We start from the raw sequence: 18,784 nt of genomic DNA, 5'->3' as shown, positions 1-18,784 counted from the left end.
GTCTAGTGAATCAACCGCGAGGCGGTCTATTCGCGCGGCACGTCCGCGCTGTTTTTCAAATTCCAAGGGATCAGAGGCGGAAGCATGAAACAAAAGCACGCCCGCAAGCGGGCCCTGCCGGAGCCACCAAAGCCCCGGCGGGAGGTGCCCCGGGTCAACGCCGATCCGGAGCAGGGACTCAGCCTCCACCAGGTGAAGGAGCGGCAGCAGCACGGCTGGGCCAACGACCCGGTGGAGTCCCCCACAAAGACTGTGGGGGAGATCGTTCGGGAGAACGTGTGCACCTTCTTCAACTTCATCTTTGTGGTGCTGGCGGCCCTGCTCATCGCGGTGGGATCCTTTGAGGACATGCTCTTCCTCCTCATCGCCGCGGCCAACACCGGCATCGGCATCTTCCAGCAGCTGCGCTCCAAGCAGACCATCGACAAGCTCAACCTGCTGGCCGCCCCCCGGGCCAACGTGGTGCGGGAGGGGAACCTGATCTCCGTGCCGTCGGCCCAGCTGGTGCGGGACGACGTGGCGGAACTCTCCTCCGGCGACCAGATCCCCGCCGACGCCACCGTCCTCTCCGGCCAGATCCAGGTCAACGAGGCCCTGATCACCGGCGAGGCCGACGCCATCACCAAGGCCCCCGGCGACGAGCTGCTCTCCGGCTCCTTCGTGGTGTCCGGCCGGTGCCGGGCCCGTCTGGATCGGGTGGGGGCGGAGTCCTACGCCGCCCGCCTGACCACCGAGGCCAAGAAGGACGTCACCGTGGGCAAGAGCGAGATGATGTCCTCCCTTGACAAGCTGATCCGGGTCATCGGCATCCTGCTGGTGCCCATCGGCGTGGCCCTGTTCGTCAAGGAGTTCGTCTTTCTGGAGCGCACCGCCCAGGAGGCGGTGATCTCCATGGTGGCCGCCCTCATCGGCATGATCCCCGAGGGGCTGTATCTGCTGACCAGCGTGGCCCTGGCGGTGAGCATGCTCCGCCTGGCCCGGGGCAAGGTGCTGGCCCAGGACATGAACTGCATCGAGACCCTGGCCCGGGTGGACGTGCTCTGCGTGGACAAGACGGGCACCATCACCGAGCCCCACATGGAGGTGGGGGAGGTGGTGTACCTGGACGAGGAGAAGTACGCCGAGACTGTGGTTACCGAGACCCTCAACGCCTTCTACCAGTCCATGGAGGCGGACAACGATACCGCCCGGGCCATGCAGCAGAAGTTCCACGGCAAGTCCCTGTGGCACGCGGCCCAGACCATCCCCTTCACCTCCGCCACCAAGTGGAGCGGCGCGGTGTTCCCCGGCCACGGCTCCTTCGTGGTGGGCGCCCCCGAGTTCATCATGGGCAATCGCTACGCCGACTTGAAGGAGGCGGTGGATCCCTGGTCGGAGAAGGGGTACCGGGTGCTGCTGGCGGCGGAGTACGACGGGGTGCCCGACCAGAAGGGGCTGGATCCCCGGCGGGTGTCCCCCATGGCGCTGATAGCCCTGTCCAACCGCATCCGCCCGGCGGCCCCCAAGACCTTCCGCTATTTTGCCGAGCAGGGGGTGGCCGTCAAGGTCATCTCCGGTGACAACCCGGTCACTGTGGCCGAGGTGGCCCGGCAGGCCGAGATCCCCGGGGCGGAGAAGTACGTGGACGCGGCGACCCTCCAGAGCGACGCCGACTTTGACCGGGCGGTGCGGGAGTACACCGTGTTCGGCCGGGTGACCCCCAACCAGAAGCGCAGGCTGGTGCGGGCCCTCCAGAAGCAGGGCCACACCGTGGCCATGACCGGCGACGGCGTCAACGACGTGCTGGCTCTGAAGGACGCCGACTGCGGCATCGCCATGGCCTCCGGCTCCGACGCCGCCTGCCACGCCGCCCAGCTGGTGCTCCTCAACTCCGACTTCTCCGCCATGCCCAAGGTGGTGGCCGAGGGGCGGCGGGTGATCAACAACATCCAGCGGGCCGCCGCCCTCTACCTGGTGAAGAACATCTTCTCCTTCCTGCTGGCCGTCATCTCCCTGTTTGCCACCTTCCCCTACCCGGTGACGCCGCTGCAGCTGTCCTTCCTCAGCGCCATCACCATCGGCGTGCCCTCCTTCTTCCTGGCGCTGGAGCCCAACCACAGCCTGGTCAAGGGCAAGTTCCTGGCCAACGTGTTCCGCTCCGCCCTGCCCGGCGGACTCACCGACCTGATCGTAGTGCTGGGGGTGGAGGCCTTCTACCTGGTGTTCGGCTTTGCCGAGAGCGAGCTGTCCACCATGTCCGCCATCCTGCTGGTGGTCATCGGCATTTTGGTGCTCTATGAGGTGTGCAAGCCCTTCGACTGGAAGCGCCGGGTGCTGTGGGGGGCCATGGCGGGCTCCGGCCTGGTGTGCATCCTCTGGTTCGGGGAGAGCTTCGGCCTGAGCCAGCTGAGCCTGGAGGCCTTCCTGGTGCTGCTGGTGTTCCTTTTCGCCGCCTATGCCATCATGCGGTTCATGCTGGGCCTCTTCGATGCCGGCGAGACCCTGTGGAACGGCACCCGCCGCCTGGGCCGCCGGGTGGTCAGGAGGCGGTAGGACATGAAACTGAGGGCCTACCAAAGCGGGGATCTCCCCGATATTCTGAACCTGTTCCGCGATGCCGTCCACACCGTCTGCGCCCGGGACTACACCCGGTCGCAGCTGGACGTCTGGGCCCCGGCGGAGCTGGACGCCGCCGCCTGGGACGCCTCCCTGCTGGCCCACCGGACGCTGGTGGCGGAGGAAAACGGAATGATCATCGGCTTTGCCGATCTGGCAGAGGACGGCTATCTGGATCGGCTCTATGTCCACCGGGACTGGCAGGGCCGGGGTGTGGCCACCGCCCTGTGCGACGCCCTGCCCGGCGCCCGGCTCACCCACGCCTCCCTCACCGCCCGGCCCTTCTTTGAGAAGCGGGGCTGGCACGTGGTGAGGGAGCAGCAGGTGGAGCGCCGGGGCGTGCGCCTGACCAATTTTGTCATGGAGAGGTGACTAGCCCTCCGTATTGGACGGCGGGGGCAAGCCCCCGCCCTACAGAGCGGCCGGAGACAAACGGCGCGTCAAGGATGCCGCGCCCTACGTAGGGGCGACCTGTGGTCGCCCGCTCCGAGCCGAGGGGGCGTTACAACGTAAGCCCCCTCGGCCGGAATGTTACCTGTAGGACAGCTCGGGGGGTACATCCAATAGGTTTTGGCGTTAAGAAACATGCCAGTGGTATGTTTTAGCCAAAAAGAAATCAGATCTTCCTTAACCCGTGGCCGAGTCCCCCCTGATTGGTCGTTTTAAGGAGGGGTGCAGGGGAGGGAAATCGAAATCCCTCCCCTGCTGGTTTTCCCCCCGCTTTTGCCATCAAAAGCGGGGCGCCCGCCGCGCAGGCGCCGCCCGGGGGCCGGGCCCCTCTGGATTACCCATGCAAGGAGGGCTTGCGTGACAAAACGGGCCGGTTCTGTTACCATAGGGACAGCGAGGAGGGGAGTCTATGCACGACATCGCCCGAAATCTGAAGCGTCTGCGGCGGCAGAAGGGCCTGACCCAGGAGGAGCTGGCCGACAAGCTCCACGTGACCCGGCAGGCGGTGAGCAACTGGGAGCGGAACCAGAATCTGCCCGAGCTGGAGGTGCTTTTGGCCGCGGCGGAGGCCATGGGGGTGAGCGTGGACGAGCTGCTCTACGGCCCGCGGCCGGTGGAGCAGCCCAATAATGCCCCGGAAAACCGGCGGAAGAGAATCGTCACCGCCGCCGTGCTGTGGGCGGTGTGGGGCGTCCTGCTGGCTATCTATCTCATCGGGAGGCCGACCGTCGCCGACTATATGAGGCTCGCCTATGACGGGACGGCCTATATGGCGTTCATGTTCGTGCTGGGTCCCGCCGTCTATCTGACCCTTGGCATAGCGGTGTGCGCGCTGATTTGCATCTGGCGGGATCTCCACCCCCGCAGCCCGGCCATCCGCCGGGTCCTGTTCTGGACAGGGCTGGGGGGCGCCGCCCTGCTGGTCCTGCTGGTGCTGGTTTTACCCCAGTTTGCCCATCTCTTGGGCGTGTGGCCTCGCCTGATGGGCCTGTGGCTGGCCCTGTCGCAGATCCATACCTCTGGCCTCATCCATCTGCTGTGCGGCGGGCTGATCTTCTGCGGCTGGGGGAGAAAAGCGGGTTGATTTCCCAGGCGGATTCGAGTAAAATGATAGGCGTGAGTTTATGGGCTCACGCCTATCCCTTTGTAAAGGGGGTTCCTTCTGTGATGAAGGTGCTCTATCTGCTCAATTTCGCCGGCAAGGCGGGCACGGAGCGGTATGTGGAGACCCTGGTGAAGTATCTCTCCGCCGACGGGCTGGTGCAGCCCTTTTTCGCCTACAACGAGGGCGGCCTGCTGGTGGAGCGGCTGGAGGCCATGGGGGTGCCCTGCCGCCGGGTGGAGATGCGCAGCCGGTTCGACAAGCAGGCCGCCAGGGAGCTGGCCGCCCTGTGCAAGGAGTGGGATATCGACCTGATCCACTGCCACTACCTGCGGGAGCACTACACCGCCCTGCTGTCCAAGAAATACAACCCAAAAATCCGGGTGGTGTATACCAACCATTTCGTGCTGGCCAACGACTTTATCACCCGCCTGTCCAACCGGATGATGGACAAGCGGCAGGACCAGATGATCGCCGTGTGCAACAAGGGGAAGGAGCAGCTCATCGCCAACGGCTGGAGCGGCGACCGGATCCAGGTGATCTTCAACGCGGTGGATCTGGACGCCTGGGCCGGAGGCCGGGCGGACTCCACCCTCCGGGCCGAGCTGGGCCTGGACGAGGACCGGTTTGTCATGCTGTGCGCCTCCCGGTTTGCCGAGGACAAGGGCCACAAGTACCTGATCGACTCGGTCAAGCGGCTGACGGAGCGGACGGGCAGGCCCTTCACCCTGGTGCTGGCAGGCGACGGCCCCCTGCTGGAGCCCACCAAGGCCCAGGTGGCGGAGCTGGGTCTGGAGGACTGCGTCAAATTCATCGGCTTCCGCAAGGACATGAAGAACCTGTACAAGGGTTCCGATCTGTACGTCAACTCCTCCCAGCACGAGGCCCTGTCCTTCCTGATTATCGAGGCCATGGCCGCCGGCCTGCCGGTGATCGCCACCGACATGGGGGGCAACTCCGACATCGTCAACGACGAGGCCGGGTGCGGCCTTCTGGTGGAGTACGACAACCCGGACTCCATGGCCTCTGCCATGAAGCGCTTCCTGGAGGAGCCGGAGTTCCTGGCCCGCTGCCGGGAGAACGCCCGCAAAACCATCGAGGACAAGTTTGAAATCCATAAGATGTGCCGGGCCACCTATGGGGTGTATGAAAAAGCCCTCCACGACTGATTCCAAGGAGTATTTTTGCCTATGTCAATTACCAAAAGCAGCCTCTTTGTCCGCCTTTTCCTGGCTGTCTGGCTGGGCCTGAAAAACGCGGCGGCCAACAGCGTGCTGGGCCGGGCCTGCGACCGGCTCCAGGACTGGGCCGTCCGCCAGGCCCACGGCAGCGCCATCTGGAACTTTGTGTGGCGGGAGGGGCGCATACCCCGGGCCTGGCCGGGGAGTATCGCCTGCCGCCTGTTTACCGCCATCATCAACATCCCCTGCGCCGTCTTCAAGGCCGCCTACCGGGCGGGGAAGCGGGTGTGGGACGGCAGCCTGTTCTGCCGCCTGATGGGTGCACTGGGGGGCGGTACCTTCCTGTTCCTGGGCCTGTTCATGATGGTCATGCTCATGGCCCCCCATGAGAGGTGGAACAACCTCTACGGCCTGATGGGGGCGGTGGCCCTCACCGGCCTGTTTGTGGTGGGCAGCGCCTCCCGCTCCAGGCACAAGCTGGAGCTGGACGCCCAGGGGCCCTATTTCACCATCTATATGGCCTTCCTCTGCATTGCCCTGGTGGGCTCCCTGTCCACCCACCTGTCCCTGCGCTTCTTTGCCTTCCACCTGACCGCCTTCCTAATTGTCCTGCTGGTGGTCAGCTCGGTGCATAAGTATGAACAGCTCCAGCTCATGGTGTCCCTGGCGGTGGTGGGCCTGTCCGTCGCCGCCCTCTACGGCTGCTACCAGAGCTATGTCGGCGTGGATATCGTGGCCTCCCAGCAGGACATGGCCCTCAACCAGGGCATGCCGGGCCGGGTGTACTCCTTCTTCGACAACCCCAACAACTTTGCCGAGCAGCTGGAGATGTTGCTGCCCCTGAATCTGGCCCTCTTCCTCAACTGCAGGTGGCGGGGCAAGCTCCTGTCCCTGCTCTCTCTGGCTCTGGGACTGGTGGCCATTGGCGCCACCCTCGGCCGCGCCAGCTGGATCGGCCTGGCCTTCGCGCTGGTGGTTTTCCTGGCCCTGATGAACTGGCGCTGGGTGCCCGTGTTCCTGGTGCTGGGGCTGGCGGCCATCCCCTTCCTGCCGGAGACCATCTACAACCGGATCCTGACCATCTTCCGGGCCGGTGACGACAGCTCTGTCCAGTATCGGTTCGGCATCTATGACACCACCAGGAACCTGATGGAGGACTACTGGTTCCGCGGCGTCGGCCTGGGCACCGACGTGATGAAGAAGGTCTTTGAGACCTATCCCACCAACTTCGACGGCACCTATCCCGTCCACACTCACAACAATTACCTGCAGATGTGGGGGGAGACCGGCATCCTGGGGATGCTGGCCTATCTGGCCCTGCTGCTGTGGCGGCTCAAAACCGGCGTAAAGGCATTCTGTGCCGCGCTGGATCCCCGGGTCAAGCGTATGCTGGCTGCGGCCATTGCCGCTTTCTGCGGAATCCTGGTCATCGGCGTGGCCGAGTATACCTGGTACTACCCCCGGAATATGTTCACCTACTGGTTCCTCTTCGGCGTCATCGGCGCCTGCGTCAAGCTGACCCACCTGGAGCGTACCCGGCACACTGCGTAATGTGTTTTGAGTCCGTGTCTACCAGATGTCTACCAATTCAATCCCGTAATCCATTGGCGTGCAGCGGTTTCCCGCTGCGCGCCCTTTCTTTTGCCGCCTCATGTCTACCAAATGTCTACCATGGGAACATTTAAGCTGCAAATCAAGCTAAAATTGTCTGAATACCGCAGGATTTCCTCACTTCAAACCGCATGTAAGGGTCGTCATACGCCTCTGATTTCCCTATTTTACCGGATATTGGTGGAATATGGCAATCCAAGCCTCAAATTTTAGAAGGAGGAAAATCCAAAATGAGAAACCTCAAACGGGCTCTCAGCCTGGTGCTGGCCGTCGTTATGGTCATTGGCCTGATGGTCGTCGGCGCTTCCGCTGTGAGCTACAACGATCTCACCGACAAGGACGAGATCGTCAACAAGGACGCGGTTTCCATGCTGGTTGCTCTGGACATCATCCAGGGTAAGCCCGATGGATCCTATGCGCCCACCGAGAACGTGGACCGCGCCCAGATGGCGAAGATGCTCTCCGTCATCATGAACAAGGGCGTGGACAACGCCGCGCTCTACGAAAATGTGAGCTCCGACCTGACCGACATCAGCACCAGCTGGGCCAAGGGCCACATCAACTATTGCTACACCACCGGCATCATCGCCGGCCGCGGTGCCGGGATCTTTGACCCCAACGCGGATGTGACCGCTCTGGAGGCCGCCAAGATGCTGCTGGTGGCCATCGGCTACGACCCCGCCACCGAGGGCTTCGTTGGCACCGACTGGGCGCTGAATGTGTCCGCCATGGCCGACTCCGTGGGCATCTTCCGCAACTTCACCAAGGATCTGACTGCCCCCCTGAGCCGCGACGACGCTGCCCTGCTGATCTACAACGCCCTGGACGTTGAGATGATTCAGCAGTACTCCAACGGCTACGCCCTGACCTACGCCGACCACCGCACCATCCTGTCCGACAAGTACGGTGTGATCCGCGTGGAGGGCGTCGTCACCGCCAACGAGTGGGCCACCCTGGGTGCTGACAAGGATGAGGCTCTGCGTGAGGGCCTGACCCGCATCGAGAACCCCCGCGGCATTTTCTCCACCACCACCAACACCCAGGTGGACAGCCCCAGCGACCGTACCACTGTGGGCACCTTCGAGGTCTCCACCCCCGTTGATATGCTGGGCAAGACCGTCACCATGTACGTGAAGAAGACCACCATTCTGGCCAACTCCACCGTGTACGGCGACCCCGTGCTGTCCGACGATAACGTGGTGATCACCAGCTACGCCAACGTGGACAACGGCACCGGCGACGGCTCCCTGAAGAAGCTGCTGCGGGACAACAGCCTGACCGTCAACGAGGATACCGAGTACTTCCTGAACTACGGCCAGTATGATCCCAGCGCCAAGAACCCCGATCCCGAGGATCGCGCCTTCAACAACACCTACAATGTGAAGGGCGCCGACCTGACCATCATCGACAACGATGATGACGGCATCGTCGACTACGTCCTCTCCCTGGAGAAGACCATGACTGACGTCACCAAGGCCAACGCCGACCGCGGCGAGATCAGCCTGAAGGGCGTGGAGGACACCATCGAGACCGACGACGACTACGAGGCCGGCGACGTGGTGCTCTTCGTGGAGTACGGCAACCGCTACTATGTGGAGCTGGCCGAGTATGTCACCGGCGAGATGGAGCTCTTCAACGTTGAGGACTACGACAACCAGTACATCCGCGTGGATGGCGAGAAGTATGAGGACGACGGCCTGTCCGTGATCCGCACCGCTGATATCTACAAGTTCGACGTTGAGAAGTGCGAGAACAACCGTGATGACGGCGTCCAGTTTGACACCACCTACAACTACTATCTGGACAACCACGGCTATGTCACCGCCTTCAAGAAGGTCGACACCAAGCCCGACCAGTACGCCCTGGTTCTGGACTCCTCCTGGTCCACCAACAACCTGGATACTTCCGCTCAGGTGAAGCTGCTCCTGCCCGACGGCACCGAGGGCAAGTACACCGTGAACTGGGATGCCAGCGCCAAGAACTTCTCCTATGACGGCAAGACCAAGGATGAGGCTCTGAAGATGTTCCTGGGCAACTACGACTACTCTGTTACCTCTGGTCAGAAGTATCCCAGTGGCGGCCATGCGGCCGGCAACCTGGTGGCCTACTCCATCAATGAGGAGACCAACGAGGTCACCATCAGCCTGCCCACCTTCGCCACCATGAAGGACGGCACCACCAAGGCCGGCAAGCTCATCAACAACGGCTCCAGTGATAACTACACCATTGGCAGCACTACGATTACCGATGATGTGTTCTTTACCTCCAGCCAGCCTTATCTGGCCGATGATATCGCCAAGGGCGATGTGCAAATCAAGCTGACAAACACCCCGGGTGTCACTGGCAACTACGGCATCTCCGCCAGCACCGTCATCTACTACTATGATGGTGAGGAGGGCTCTGTGGTCACCGGCTATGACAACATGGCCCGCCTGATCGATGCCGCCGGCGACAATGTCGCCGCTACCATCGACGGCAGCAACAAGGTCTACGCCTCTGTGATCAAGAAGAGCGGCATCACCGACGTGGCCGCCGCCATCGTGATCTACACCGAGCAGGCCCAGTTTGGCCAGGACGAGTTCGTCTACGTGGCCCGCAGCTACAATGTCAGCACCGACGACTATTACTACTATGACGTCGTGACCATGGACGGCACCGTCCTGCGCGAGGTCAAGTCCGATGATGCGTCCGACAAGTTTGGCGGCGACGTCAAGGTGGGCGAGGTCTACATCTACACCGAGGACGCCAAGGGTATCGCCCACTTTGAGAAGGATGACGCTGAGCCTGCCCAGCACGTCGCCGGCTACGTCCGCGTCACCGACGATATGTACGTCAACGTGTACGACACCGACGAGGCGCTCACTGCTCTGGGTCTGACCCGCGAGTCTCAGCTGTACACCAAGGTGGATGGCTACGAGACCCTGACCACCGCCTTTGTGGGCTACATGAACAACTGGCAGAGCCTGATCGGCTATCCCAATGCTCCGCTCAACAAGAACTGGGATTACACCCGTCTGGCTGACAAGAACACCAGCGTGATTTTCGACATCACCGAGCTGGACAGCGACGACACCACCTGCCCCACCACTACCCTGCGGGATGGTCAGAAGGCTGTTGTGGTCTTTGACCGCGACATGGTGATCCGCGCCGCCTTCGTCATGGCCGACTATGACATGCCCGATATGGATGACGTGGGTCTGAGCTCTGTCTCCTTCAAGGGTTCTTCTGCCACTCCCCAGCAGATTGAGCAGGCCGCAGGCGCCAGCTTTGCTGGTGCGCCTACGATCACCATCTCTGATTCTCAGCGTCAGAGCAGTGCTATCTGTGCCGCGATTGTGACCAGCGATCCCAGCGCCGTGATCAGCCATGTCGATGTCTATAACAATGCGACTCCGCCCGCTCTGGCTGGCGGCGGCTGGACGGCCAACAGCGGTAATGCCCCGGCAAGCAGTGGTACCTACTATGCCCGCTTTACTGTGACCTCCAGTGATGGCACCGACAGCGAGACTTATACCTTCAAGATGGAGATTAAGGCCGCTGACAAGATCTCCACTCTGGCGATCACCGGCAAAAACCAGATTACCATCACCGGCACCGATGCGACCTATTGGTTTAAGGTTGAGCTGAAGGACGGCACCGACTTCTGGCCGGTGGGCAACGTGGATCGGGTCGCCGTCAGCGGCGGTACTGCCACTCTGACCACCATCAACATGGCGGCTGGCAACCTCTACCGCGTCACTGTGTACGACGTTGACCCCGCTGCCAATCCGACTGCGACTCCTGTGTACTCCGGCATCGTTGCTGCGAGCTACTAAGTTAGCTTCATCAGCATAAGACCCTATACCCCCCGGGCCATTATGGCCCGGGGGGCTTTTTCAATGGAACACATGGTAGTAGTAAGGCTTGCCTTTGTAGTTGGCAAGGCCTCTTTCAGAATATGCCATCGAGAAGCCGCTATCGGTGATGGTCAGATAATCTTCCCGCATGACCTCTGACCAGAATCCGGAGTACGACTCGCCCCAGATCATCAAAAACCTTGGCCGGAAGCCTAGGTTTACCGTGTAGGTGCCTGCACCCGTGCCCGTAAACTGCCCAATAGTCAGCTCACACTTCTTCCCCGCCTCGGCCAAGGCCTCCGTCTCCACCCCCTTGATGGCGGCGTCGATTTTCTGGAAATCGGTATTGAAGTCGGTACGCAGGAAGCTGTCGCTGGCCTCCCACTGGTGCAGCTGATAGTTGCTTGTGTATGTAGCCATAAAAATATCCCTCCCGGCGGTCATGCCGGGAGGGATATTTCCGGTCTTGGGGAACGCGGGCGGCAGAAAGGCCCCCGGCCCCGGATAAACCGGAGCCGGGGGCCCTGTGTTCCGTGCTCAGCCGATGGCAATCCGGCTGGGGGACTCCACGGCCTGCGTCTCCTTCTTGGGGACGTCAATCCGCAGGATGCCGTCCTCGTACTTGGCGTGAACCTCGCCGGGCTGCACGGCCTCGCCCACATAGAAGCTGCGGGAGCAGGCGCCGGCGTAGCGCTCCTGCCGGATATACTTGCCCTGTTTGTCCTTCTCGTCCTTATCCAAGCCCTTGGCGGCGCTGACGGTCAGGTAGCCGTCCTTCAGCTCCACGCTGATCTCGTCCTTTTTGAAGCCGGGCAGATCGATGTCCACCTCATAGCCGGTGTCGGTCTCCCGCACGTCGGTCTTCATCAGGTTCTTGGCATGCTTGCCGTACAGGGGACTGCGTCCATTCCACACCGGAATCGGCATAAAGCCGTCCGTGAAAAAGTCATCAAACAAATTCTCACCAAAGATGCTGGGCAACATAAGTCATTCCTCCATTCTTATCACTTATCTTGTGCCCTGCGGGAGGAGCCCTTTGGGTTCCTCTCTCTTGGAACAACTATGTTATAGCACCTTGGATTAGCGCTGTCAATAGGAGAGTGCTAATGTTTACAGAAAAAACATATTTCATACGAAAAAAGGTCATAATTGACCAGATGGGCCGTAATTCAATCCGTTTTCGGCAGTTCATGGAACAGGGCGGCATCCGGCGGGAGCCAGGTGAACACCACCATCAGCACCATCAGCGCGAGCACCAGGCCACACCAGAGCCGCGCCTTTTCCCGCCAGAAGCTCCCCCGGAGGAAGGCCGGCAGCAGGAAACACACACCCATGCACAGCACGTAAAGCACCACGTCAAAGAGCAGGGCGCGGCCGTCCAGCACGCCGTGATACAGCCAGCCCGCCGCCAGCATGAGCCCGGCGGCAAGCAGCAGGGAAAACGCCCTAGCCCCCAGGCCGTCCGGCTCCCGCCGCAGCAGCGGGACGGCCCCCAGCACGCAGGGCCAGACCAGGATTTTCAGGTGCTCCCAGATGCTCTCGTTCACCGGGGCCAGCACCGCGGTGAGCCCGTTGGGAAACAGCGCATAGACAAAGTGCAGGCAGGAGCCCGCCAGCGTGGCGACCGCAAACGCCAGCAGCGCCGCCTTGGAAATACGGGACATGGCAAATCCCCCCTGTTTCAATCTGTTGAAGTATATGCACCGGCATGGACGCCCATACCCGGATCCAGATGTTTTCCAATACACAGATAACAAATCATGGGAAGTATAGAGGACACTTCCAGCATAAAACCGGGAAGGCGGCCGGCGCGGCATCTGGGAATCCCGGCCAAGCCAAAAGAGCGTTTCATTCCCAGAGAAGGCGGCCGGATTTCCGACCATATTAAACTCGGCGCACGATCTGCGCCGCGATTTCTGCATCAAAAGGGGTGGTTCTTTGAAGGAGGAATCCAAATTGCGGCCGTGGCTGGGGGCGGTTCTGGCGGCGGCACTGGTGGCGGCGTCATTGGTACCGGCTGTAACCGCCCGGGCCGCGGAGGCCCGCACTGTCCTGCCCCTGGGCCGGGCGGTGGGCATCAAGCTCTTTTCCGACGGCGTGATGGTGGTTGGCTTTTCCGAGGTGGCCGGCGAGACCGGCAGCAGTGCCCCCGCCCGGGACTGCGGCCTGCGGGAGGGCGACATCATCACTCACATCAACAGGGAGGAGGTGGACAGCATCGAGGAGGTGCAGAGCGTCCTCCAGGCCGTGGGCGGCGCGCCCATGAGCATCCGGGCCGTGCGGGATGACAAGACTGTCCAGCTCACCGCCCAGGCCGTCCAGTGCGGCAGCGACGGCCAGTACAAGCTGGGGGCGTGGATCCGGGACTCCATGGCGGGCATCGGCACCCTGACCTTCTGTGATCCGGAGACCGGCTGCTTCGGCGCCCTGGGCCACGGCATCAGCGACGTGGACACCGCCAAGCTCATGCCCCTCCAGTCCGGCGCTCTGCTCTACTCGGAGGTCACCGACGTCCAGAAGGGGGAAAAGGGCGCCCCTGGTGAGCTCCACGGCGCCTTCCAGACCCAGCGGGAGCTGGGGCAGCTCTCCGCCAACACAGCCGGTGGTGTCTTCGGCACTCTGACGGACAAGAGCCTGCTTCAGGGGCTGGAACCCGTGCCGGTGGCCTCCCGCGGCGAGGTGCGGACGGGCGAGGCCACGATCCTCTCCAACATTGCGGGGGATCAGGTGGAGGAGTACACCGTGGAGATCGTCCATCTCTATCCCGCCAATGACAGCGACACCCGGAACCTGATGCTCAAGGTCACCGACCCCCGCCTGCTGGAGGCCACCGGCGGCATTGTCCAGGGCATGAGCGGCAGCCCCATCCTTCAGAACGGCAAGCTGGTGGGCGCGGTTACCCATGTACTGGTCAATGATCCGACCCAAGGGTACGGCATCCTGGCCGAAACGATGCTGTCTCAGGCCGAAACCGCAATGGGAGAAAACGCCTAGCGGACTCAGAGGACATTTGAGTCCATGTCTACCAGATGTCTACCAAATCAATCCCGCAAACTATTGGCGCGCAGCGGTTTCCCGCTGCGCGCCCTTTCTTTTGCCGTCTCGTGTCTACCAAATGTCTACCATGGGAATATTTAAGCTGTAAATCAAGCTAAAAATGTCTGAATACCGCAGGATTTCCTCACTTCAAATTGCATGTAAGGGTCGTCATACGCCTCTGATTTCCCTATTTTACCGGATATTGGTGGAATATGGCAATCCAAGCCTCAAATTTTAGAAGGAGGAAAATCCAAAATGAGAAACCTCAAACGGGCTCTCAGCCTGGTGCTGGCCGTCGTTATGGTCATTGGCCTGATGGTCGTCGGCGCTTCCGCTGTGAGCTACAACGATTTCTCCGACCGGGAAGAGATCGTGAACAAGGATGCGGTTTCCATGCTCACCACGCTGGGTATCATCGAGGGCAAGCCCGATGGTTCCTATGCGCCTGGCGAGGGCGTGGACCGTGCCCAGATGGCGAAGATGATCTCCGTCATCATGAACCAGGGCGCCGACAACAGCGCTCTGTATGTCAACAGCCCCTCCGGCCTGACTGACGTTGACAGCCACTGGGCCAAGGGCCACATCAACTTCTGTTACACCACCGGCATCATTGCCGGCCGCGGCAACGGCACCTTCGACCCCGACGCGGGCGTCACCGCTGTGGAGGCTGCGAAGATGCTGCTGGTGGCCGCCGGCTATGATCCCAAGATCGAGGGCCTGGAGGGCACCGACTGGGCGCTGAACACCAACGCTCTGGCCTCCCGCCTGGGCATCTTCCGCAACTTCACCAAGGACGTAAGCCAGCCTCTGAACCGTGATGACGCGGCTCTGCTGATCTACAACGCCCTGGACGTGGAGATGATCGAGAAGTACGAGAACGGCTACGCCCTGGCCTATGCCGACAGCCGCACCATCTTGAGCGCCATGTACGGCGTGTACAAGGTGGAGGGCGTCGTGGTGGGCAACAAGTGGGCCGAGCTGGACCAGACTGACTCCGACGCGGCTCTGAAGGATGGCAAGACCACCCTGGACAATGTGATCCTGTACTCCTCCACCACCGCCAACACCACCACCGGCGAGGGCGTGCGTCAGCCCGGCCAGATCCAGTTCAACGTGGATACCCCCGTGGAGTACCTGGGCAAGACCGTGACTCTGTACATCGAAAAAACCACCATCCTGTCCAACTCCAAGGTGCTGGGCGTGGCCACCAAGGATGACCAGAACGTGATCCAGACCACCACCGCCACCGAGGACACCGTGAAGGACTACCTGAAGGGCACCGGGCTGTCCATCACCGACGAGACCGAGTTCTATGTGAACTACGGCTACTACAAGACCGAGGCTGACGCCGAGGCCATGATCAACAACTACGTCTCCAGCGAGAAGGACGGCACCAGCTTCAACCTGAACGGCATCTCCGTCGAGGTCATTGACAACAACAACGACGGCGACGTGGACTATGTCCTGTACCTGCAGGAGACCCTGTCCAAGATCACCCGCTACAGCGAGAAGAACGAGACCCTCAGTTTCTACACCCCCACCCGTGACACCAAGGATCTGCTGAACGGCAAGACCGAGACCATCGCCGTGGACTTCGCCGACGTGGTGTATCCCAACGAGGATACCGTCACCACCGACGATCTGATCCTGTATGTGCAGTACGGCGGCCGCACCTATATCACCGTGCCTGAGGTCGTGACCGGCACCATGACCCGTGTGGACCGCGACAAGGACGACGAGTTGTACATCACCATCGACGACGGCGACACCTACAAGCAGTCCTACATTCTGGATGCCATCACCATGGTGGATGCCGATATGGCCCGCTTCCTGATTGAGGATGCCAAGGGCGATGTGGGCTTTGACACCAAGTACGACTTCATCCTGGACTCCACCGGCTCCTACATCGTGGCCTTCCGCCCCGCTGAGGAGGTCGTGACCAACTACGCCCTGGTTCTGGACTCCGCCTGGACCAAGAACGCCCTGGACGTGAAGGGCCAGCTGAAGATCCTCAAGGCCGACGGCACCGAGGGCACCTACTACATCAACTGGAACGCCTCCAAGAAGAACGCCTTCGGCGACAATGACGCCGACCTGCGGGCCTACATGGGCACCGAGGACGTGCTGGGCGGCTTTGATACCGGCGCCGCCGCTGGCACCGTGATCACCTACACCCTGTCCGACGACGATATGCTGACCATCAAGAGCGTCCTGAGCCAGCATAACCTGGCAAACAGCCGCGATGTTACTTCCAAGGTCAGCGAGGGCGACTTCCTGGCCGACAACAAGGGCGACTACCGCGGCAACCTCAACAGCGGTGATGTTGTCTACATGGAGGAGAACGCGGCGGCCAATAAGCTGGTGTTCGGTGACGCTAGTGGTGATCCCTCTTCCACCCCCAACACCCAGTACGTGCTGACCGGCGCCTACGAGAACGGCGACGGCTACCTGACCGTGAAGGCCACCAACGACAAGGACGGCGCCATCACCGACAGCGGCCGCGTGTTTGCCATCGACAAGAACACCGTCGCCTTCTACTACGATGTGGTGGAGGACAAAGACCTCAAGAAGGGCGGCAAGTACTACGAGACCTCCTACAAGGAGGGCGACGTGCTCTATGGCGTGGCCACCGGCTGGGACAAGATGAGCAACGTGGCTGAGGGTACCGGCGCTCAGGTTTACCCCGTGCTGAAGAAGACCGAGGACAAGACCTACGCCGCCACCAATCTGGCCGAGGTGGTCCTGTTCAACGCCCGCACCAGCACCAACACTCAGAACTGGCTGCTGGTCCTGGACGCCAACGCGGTCACCTCCAAGATCCTGGAGCTGAACGTGGTGTTCGAGGACGGCACCACCAAGTCCATCGATGTCAGCAAGGACGACTATGAGAGCGAGTTCGACAAGCCCGACGGCTACGCCTACATGGTGGCCTACACCTACAGCGAGAACGCCGACGGCACCTACGACCTCAACCTGAACAGCCGTACCGCCGCCACCACCGCCGAGCTGCTGAAGAACGGCACTCTGGACGTGGACAACAACAAGGACAACGACTACAACTACTCCGGCCGGGTGTATCCCACTCTGGTGGGCAACTCCAAGGTGTGGGATGTCACCGACGCGTCCAAGGCTGGCGACGAGGTCTCCAAGGGCGACTTTGTGGTGGGCGCGCTGAAGAACGCCGTCATCATCACCACCAATGACAACAAGGTGCTCCAGACCGCCTGGATCTGGGATTATGACGACTCCAAGCCCTCCGACGACAAGGACGACCCCGGCGACCTGCGGGTGACCTATGACCAGCAGACCGTCCGCGTCTACAACCCCGACAACGCCACTCAGCTGGAGCTGGCCCGCGCCATCACCAATGAGCTGCGCGACAAGGGCTTTACCGACATCACGGTCGGCAACACCTGGTGGGGCAACGGCGGTCTGACTGTAAACGACAGCGCCATGGGCACCGTGACCGCTACGGACGTCGACTCCGGTCTGACGGTTCGTATCCCCGTGGAGCAGGTCTACCGCGTGACCTACAACGGCACCTTCGTGGGCTATGTGGGCGAGGGCGAGACCATCGACTTCCGCACTACCAACGGTGATTTCCTGGTCAACAGCACCTATGGGTATGCCTCTGACGGCTTTAGCGACGTGACCGTGTCCGGCAATACCGCCACCTTCAAGGTCCCCAGCGACGGAACTTCTCAGAATTGGAGAAACGCCGGTTCTCTGGAGTCCAGCGCCAACAAGACCTTCGCTATCGTGGACGCCTACATTGTGCGCATTGGCGCCAATGTGAGTGTCACCATGCCCAGCGGCCGTTCTGTGAGCGACACTAACGTCGTTGCCGCCGGCACCGAGGTCACCGTGTCCTCCAGCCTGACCGGCAACCAGCAGCTGACCGCCACCGAGGGCACCAAGATCGTGGAGATCGGCGACGCCGGCTCCAGGCCCAGCACCACCTACAAGGTCACCGCGGATGTCACCTTCAATGTGAAGGGCCTTGCCAATATTGCCGGTTCCACCCAGGACGTGATCGACGCGGTCAAGGGCTCCAAGTTTGAGGGGGTCGAGAAGTGTGTCTCTACCAACGTGGCAATGGACGTGGACGAGAACAACCATAAGATCACCCTGAGCAGTATTGGAACCATGACTCCGCTCGACAATACTGCTAGCATGGATCCTCAGACTCAGCTTTCTCTGAACATCTTCTGGTATGGCAATGATAACCTTTCCGGTAAGAGCGATGTGGGAGCTTCTGAGATCCTGAGTTGGTACAATACGCAGCACAGTGCAAACGCTACCAAGCTGGCCATTGTTTCCATCACCATTGGTGACGACAATCTGCTTCTGCTGGTGAGCGACAGCCGCACTTATCAGACTACTACTCACAGCTTCAATGGTGTCAGCTACACCATCGACTTCAGCGGTCTGACCTGGTAAGTAAAATCTCACGTTTTTTACCGGATCAGCCCCCGCGCAGGGAACAGCCCCGGAGCACTGCTCCGGGGCTGTTTTCCGTCTACCGCAGGGCGGCGTAATAATAGGTGCGCCCGCTCTCGTTGGGGCTGGTTACACCTCCGTCCTGCGCGCTGAAGCCGTTGGAAGTCACAAAAATCTGCGAGGGGCTCCCGCCGGCGGCCGCCGCGGCCGTGTAATAGGCGCTGAGCGGCACAACGACCAGCTTGGGCTGGAACCCCAGGGACACGGTCTTTGTGCCGCCGCTCCCCGTATAGCTGCCCGTGACAATCTCCGCCTTCCCGTCCACCGTGGCGGCCAGCGACGTCAGGGCTGTCTTGTCCGCCTTCTGCGCCAGCTTGGCGTCCGCCGCCGTCTCCACCCCCTTGACGGCGGTATCGATTTTCTGAAAGTCCTCGTTGAAGTCGGTGCGGAGAAAGTTGTCGCTGGCCTCCCACTGGTGGAGCTGATAATTTTCTGTATAGGTTGCCATAAAAATCCCTCCCGGTTGTTAT

At 61.4% G+C, this 18,784-nt stretch carries 12 protein-coding genes; 8 read left to right on the top strand and 4 right to left on the bottom strand.

The genetic code is table 11. The features are described 5' to 3' along the window. The first annotated feature begins 84 nt into the window (after window positions 1–84). From B5E42_RS09395 to B5E42_RS09370, 6 genes are all read left to right on the top strand, one after another. Window positions 85–2,532 carry a cation-translocating P-type ATPase gene (locus tag B5E42_RS09395; protein WP_087238973.1) on the top strand — a complete coding sequence of 816 codons (2,448 nt, stop codon included), beginning with the start codon at window positions 85–87 and terminating at the stop codon, window positions 2,530–2,532. 3 nt (window positions 2,533–2,535) lie between these two features. Then, a complete protein-coding gene (locus tag B5E42_RS09390) occupies window positions 2,536–2,967 on the top strand; it encodes a GNAT family N-acetyltransferase (RefSeq protein WP_087238971.1) in 432 nt (143 codons plus the stop codon). A 487-nt stretch (window positions 2,968–3,454) separates the two neighbouring features. Further along, on the top strand, window positions 3,455–4,129 hold the full coding sequence (locus B5E42_RS09385; protein WP_087238968.1) for a helix-turn-helix transcriptional regulator: 675 nt from the start codon (window positions 3,455–3,457) through the stop codon (window positions 4,127–4,129). 83 nt (window positions 4,130–4,212) lie between these two features. After that, window positions 4,213–5,316: a glycosyltransferase family 4 protein gene (locus B5E42_RS09380; protein WP_242967087.1), complete on the top strand. Its 1,104-nt coding sequence runs from the start codon at window positions 4,213–4,215 to the stop codon at window positions 5,314–5,316. A 21-nt stretch (window positions 5,317–5,337) separates the two neighbouring features. Continuing rightward, window positions 5,338–6,879, top strand: coding sequence for an O-antigen ligase family protein (locus B5E42_RS09375; RefSeq protein WP_087238963.1), 1,542 nt, complete (start codon window positions 5,338–5,340; stop codon window positions 6,877–6,879). A 290-nt stretch (window positions 6,880–7,169) separates the two neighbouring features. Further along, entirely contained in the window at window positions 7,170–10,754 is a 3,585-nt protein-coding gene (locus tag B5E42_RS09370) for an S-layer homology domain-containing protein (protein ID WP_087238961.1), read from the top strand. Window positions 10,755–10,814: 60 nt separating this feature from the next. Here B5E42_RS09370 and B5E42_RS09365 read toward each other — a convergent pair whose 3' ends face one another. The 3 genes from B5E42_RS09365 to B5E42_RS09355 form a co-directional block, all read right to left on the bottom strand. Beyond that, entirely contained in the window at window positions 10,815–11,195 is a 381-nt protein-coding gene (locus B5E42_RS09365) for a hypothetical protein (protein WP_087238959.1), read from the bottom strand. Between the two features lie 117 nt (window positions 11,196–11,312). Beyond that, window positions 11,313–11,759 carry an Hsp20/alpha crystallin family protein gene (locus B5E42_RS09360; protein ID WP_087238957.1) on the bottom strand — a complete coding sequence of 149 codons (447 nt, stop codon included), beginning with the start codon at window positions 11,757–11,759 and terminating at the stop codon, window positions 11,313–11,315. Window positions 11,760–11,944: 185 nt separating this feature from the next. Beyond that, window positions 11,945–12,439 carry a DUF6512 family protein gene (locus tag B5E42_RS09355; RefSeq protein WP_087238955.1) on the bottom strand — a complete coding sequence of 165 codons (495 nt, stop codon included), beginning with the start codon at window positions 12,437–12,439 and terminating at the stop codon, window positions 11,945–11,947. Between the two features lie 292 nt (window positions 12,440–12,731). On the opposite strand from B5E42_RS09355, the gene spoIVB reads away from it, so the two are divergent. Then, window positions 12,732–13,769 (top strand): SpoIVB peptidase, encoded by a 1,038-nt coding sequence (spoIVB, locus tag B5E42_RS09350; RefSeq protein WP_242967077.1) that lies wholly within the window; start codon window positions 12,732–12,734, stop codon window positions 13,767–13,769. Between the two features lie 300 nt (window positions 13,770–14,069). After that, window positions 14,070–18,254: an S-layer homology domain-containing protein gene (locus tag B5E42_RS09345; protein WP_087238951.1), complete on the top strand. Its 4,185-nt coding sequence runs from the start codon at window positions 14,070–14,072 to the stop codon at window positions 18,252–18,254. Between the two features lie 79 nt (window positions 18,255–18,333). Here B5E42_RS09345 and B5E42_RS09340 read toward each other — a convergent pair whose 3' ends face one another. Continuing rightward, on the bottom strand, window positions 18,334–18,762 hold the full coding sequence (locus B5E42_RS09340) for a hypothetical protein (RefSeq protein WP_087238949.1): 429 nt from the start codon (window positions 18,760–18,762) through the stop codon (window positions 18,334–18,336). Window positions 18,763–18,784: the final 22 nt, after the last annotated feature.

Source organism: Flavonifractor sp. An10 (assembly GCF_002161215.1).
GTDB lineage: Bacteria > Bacillota > Clostridia > Oscillospirales > Oscillospiraceae > Flavonifractor > Flavonifractor avistercoris.
This window is presented reverse-complemented; position numbering and strand designations above follow the sequence as displayed.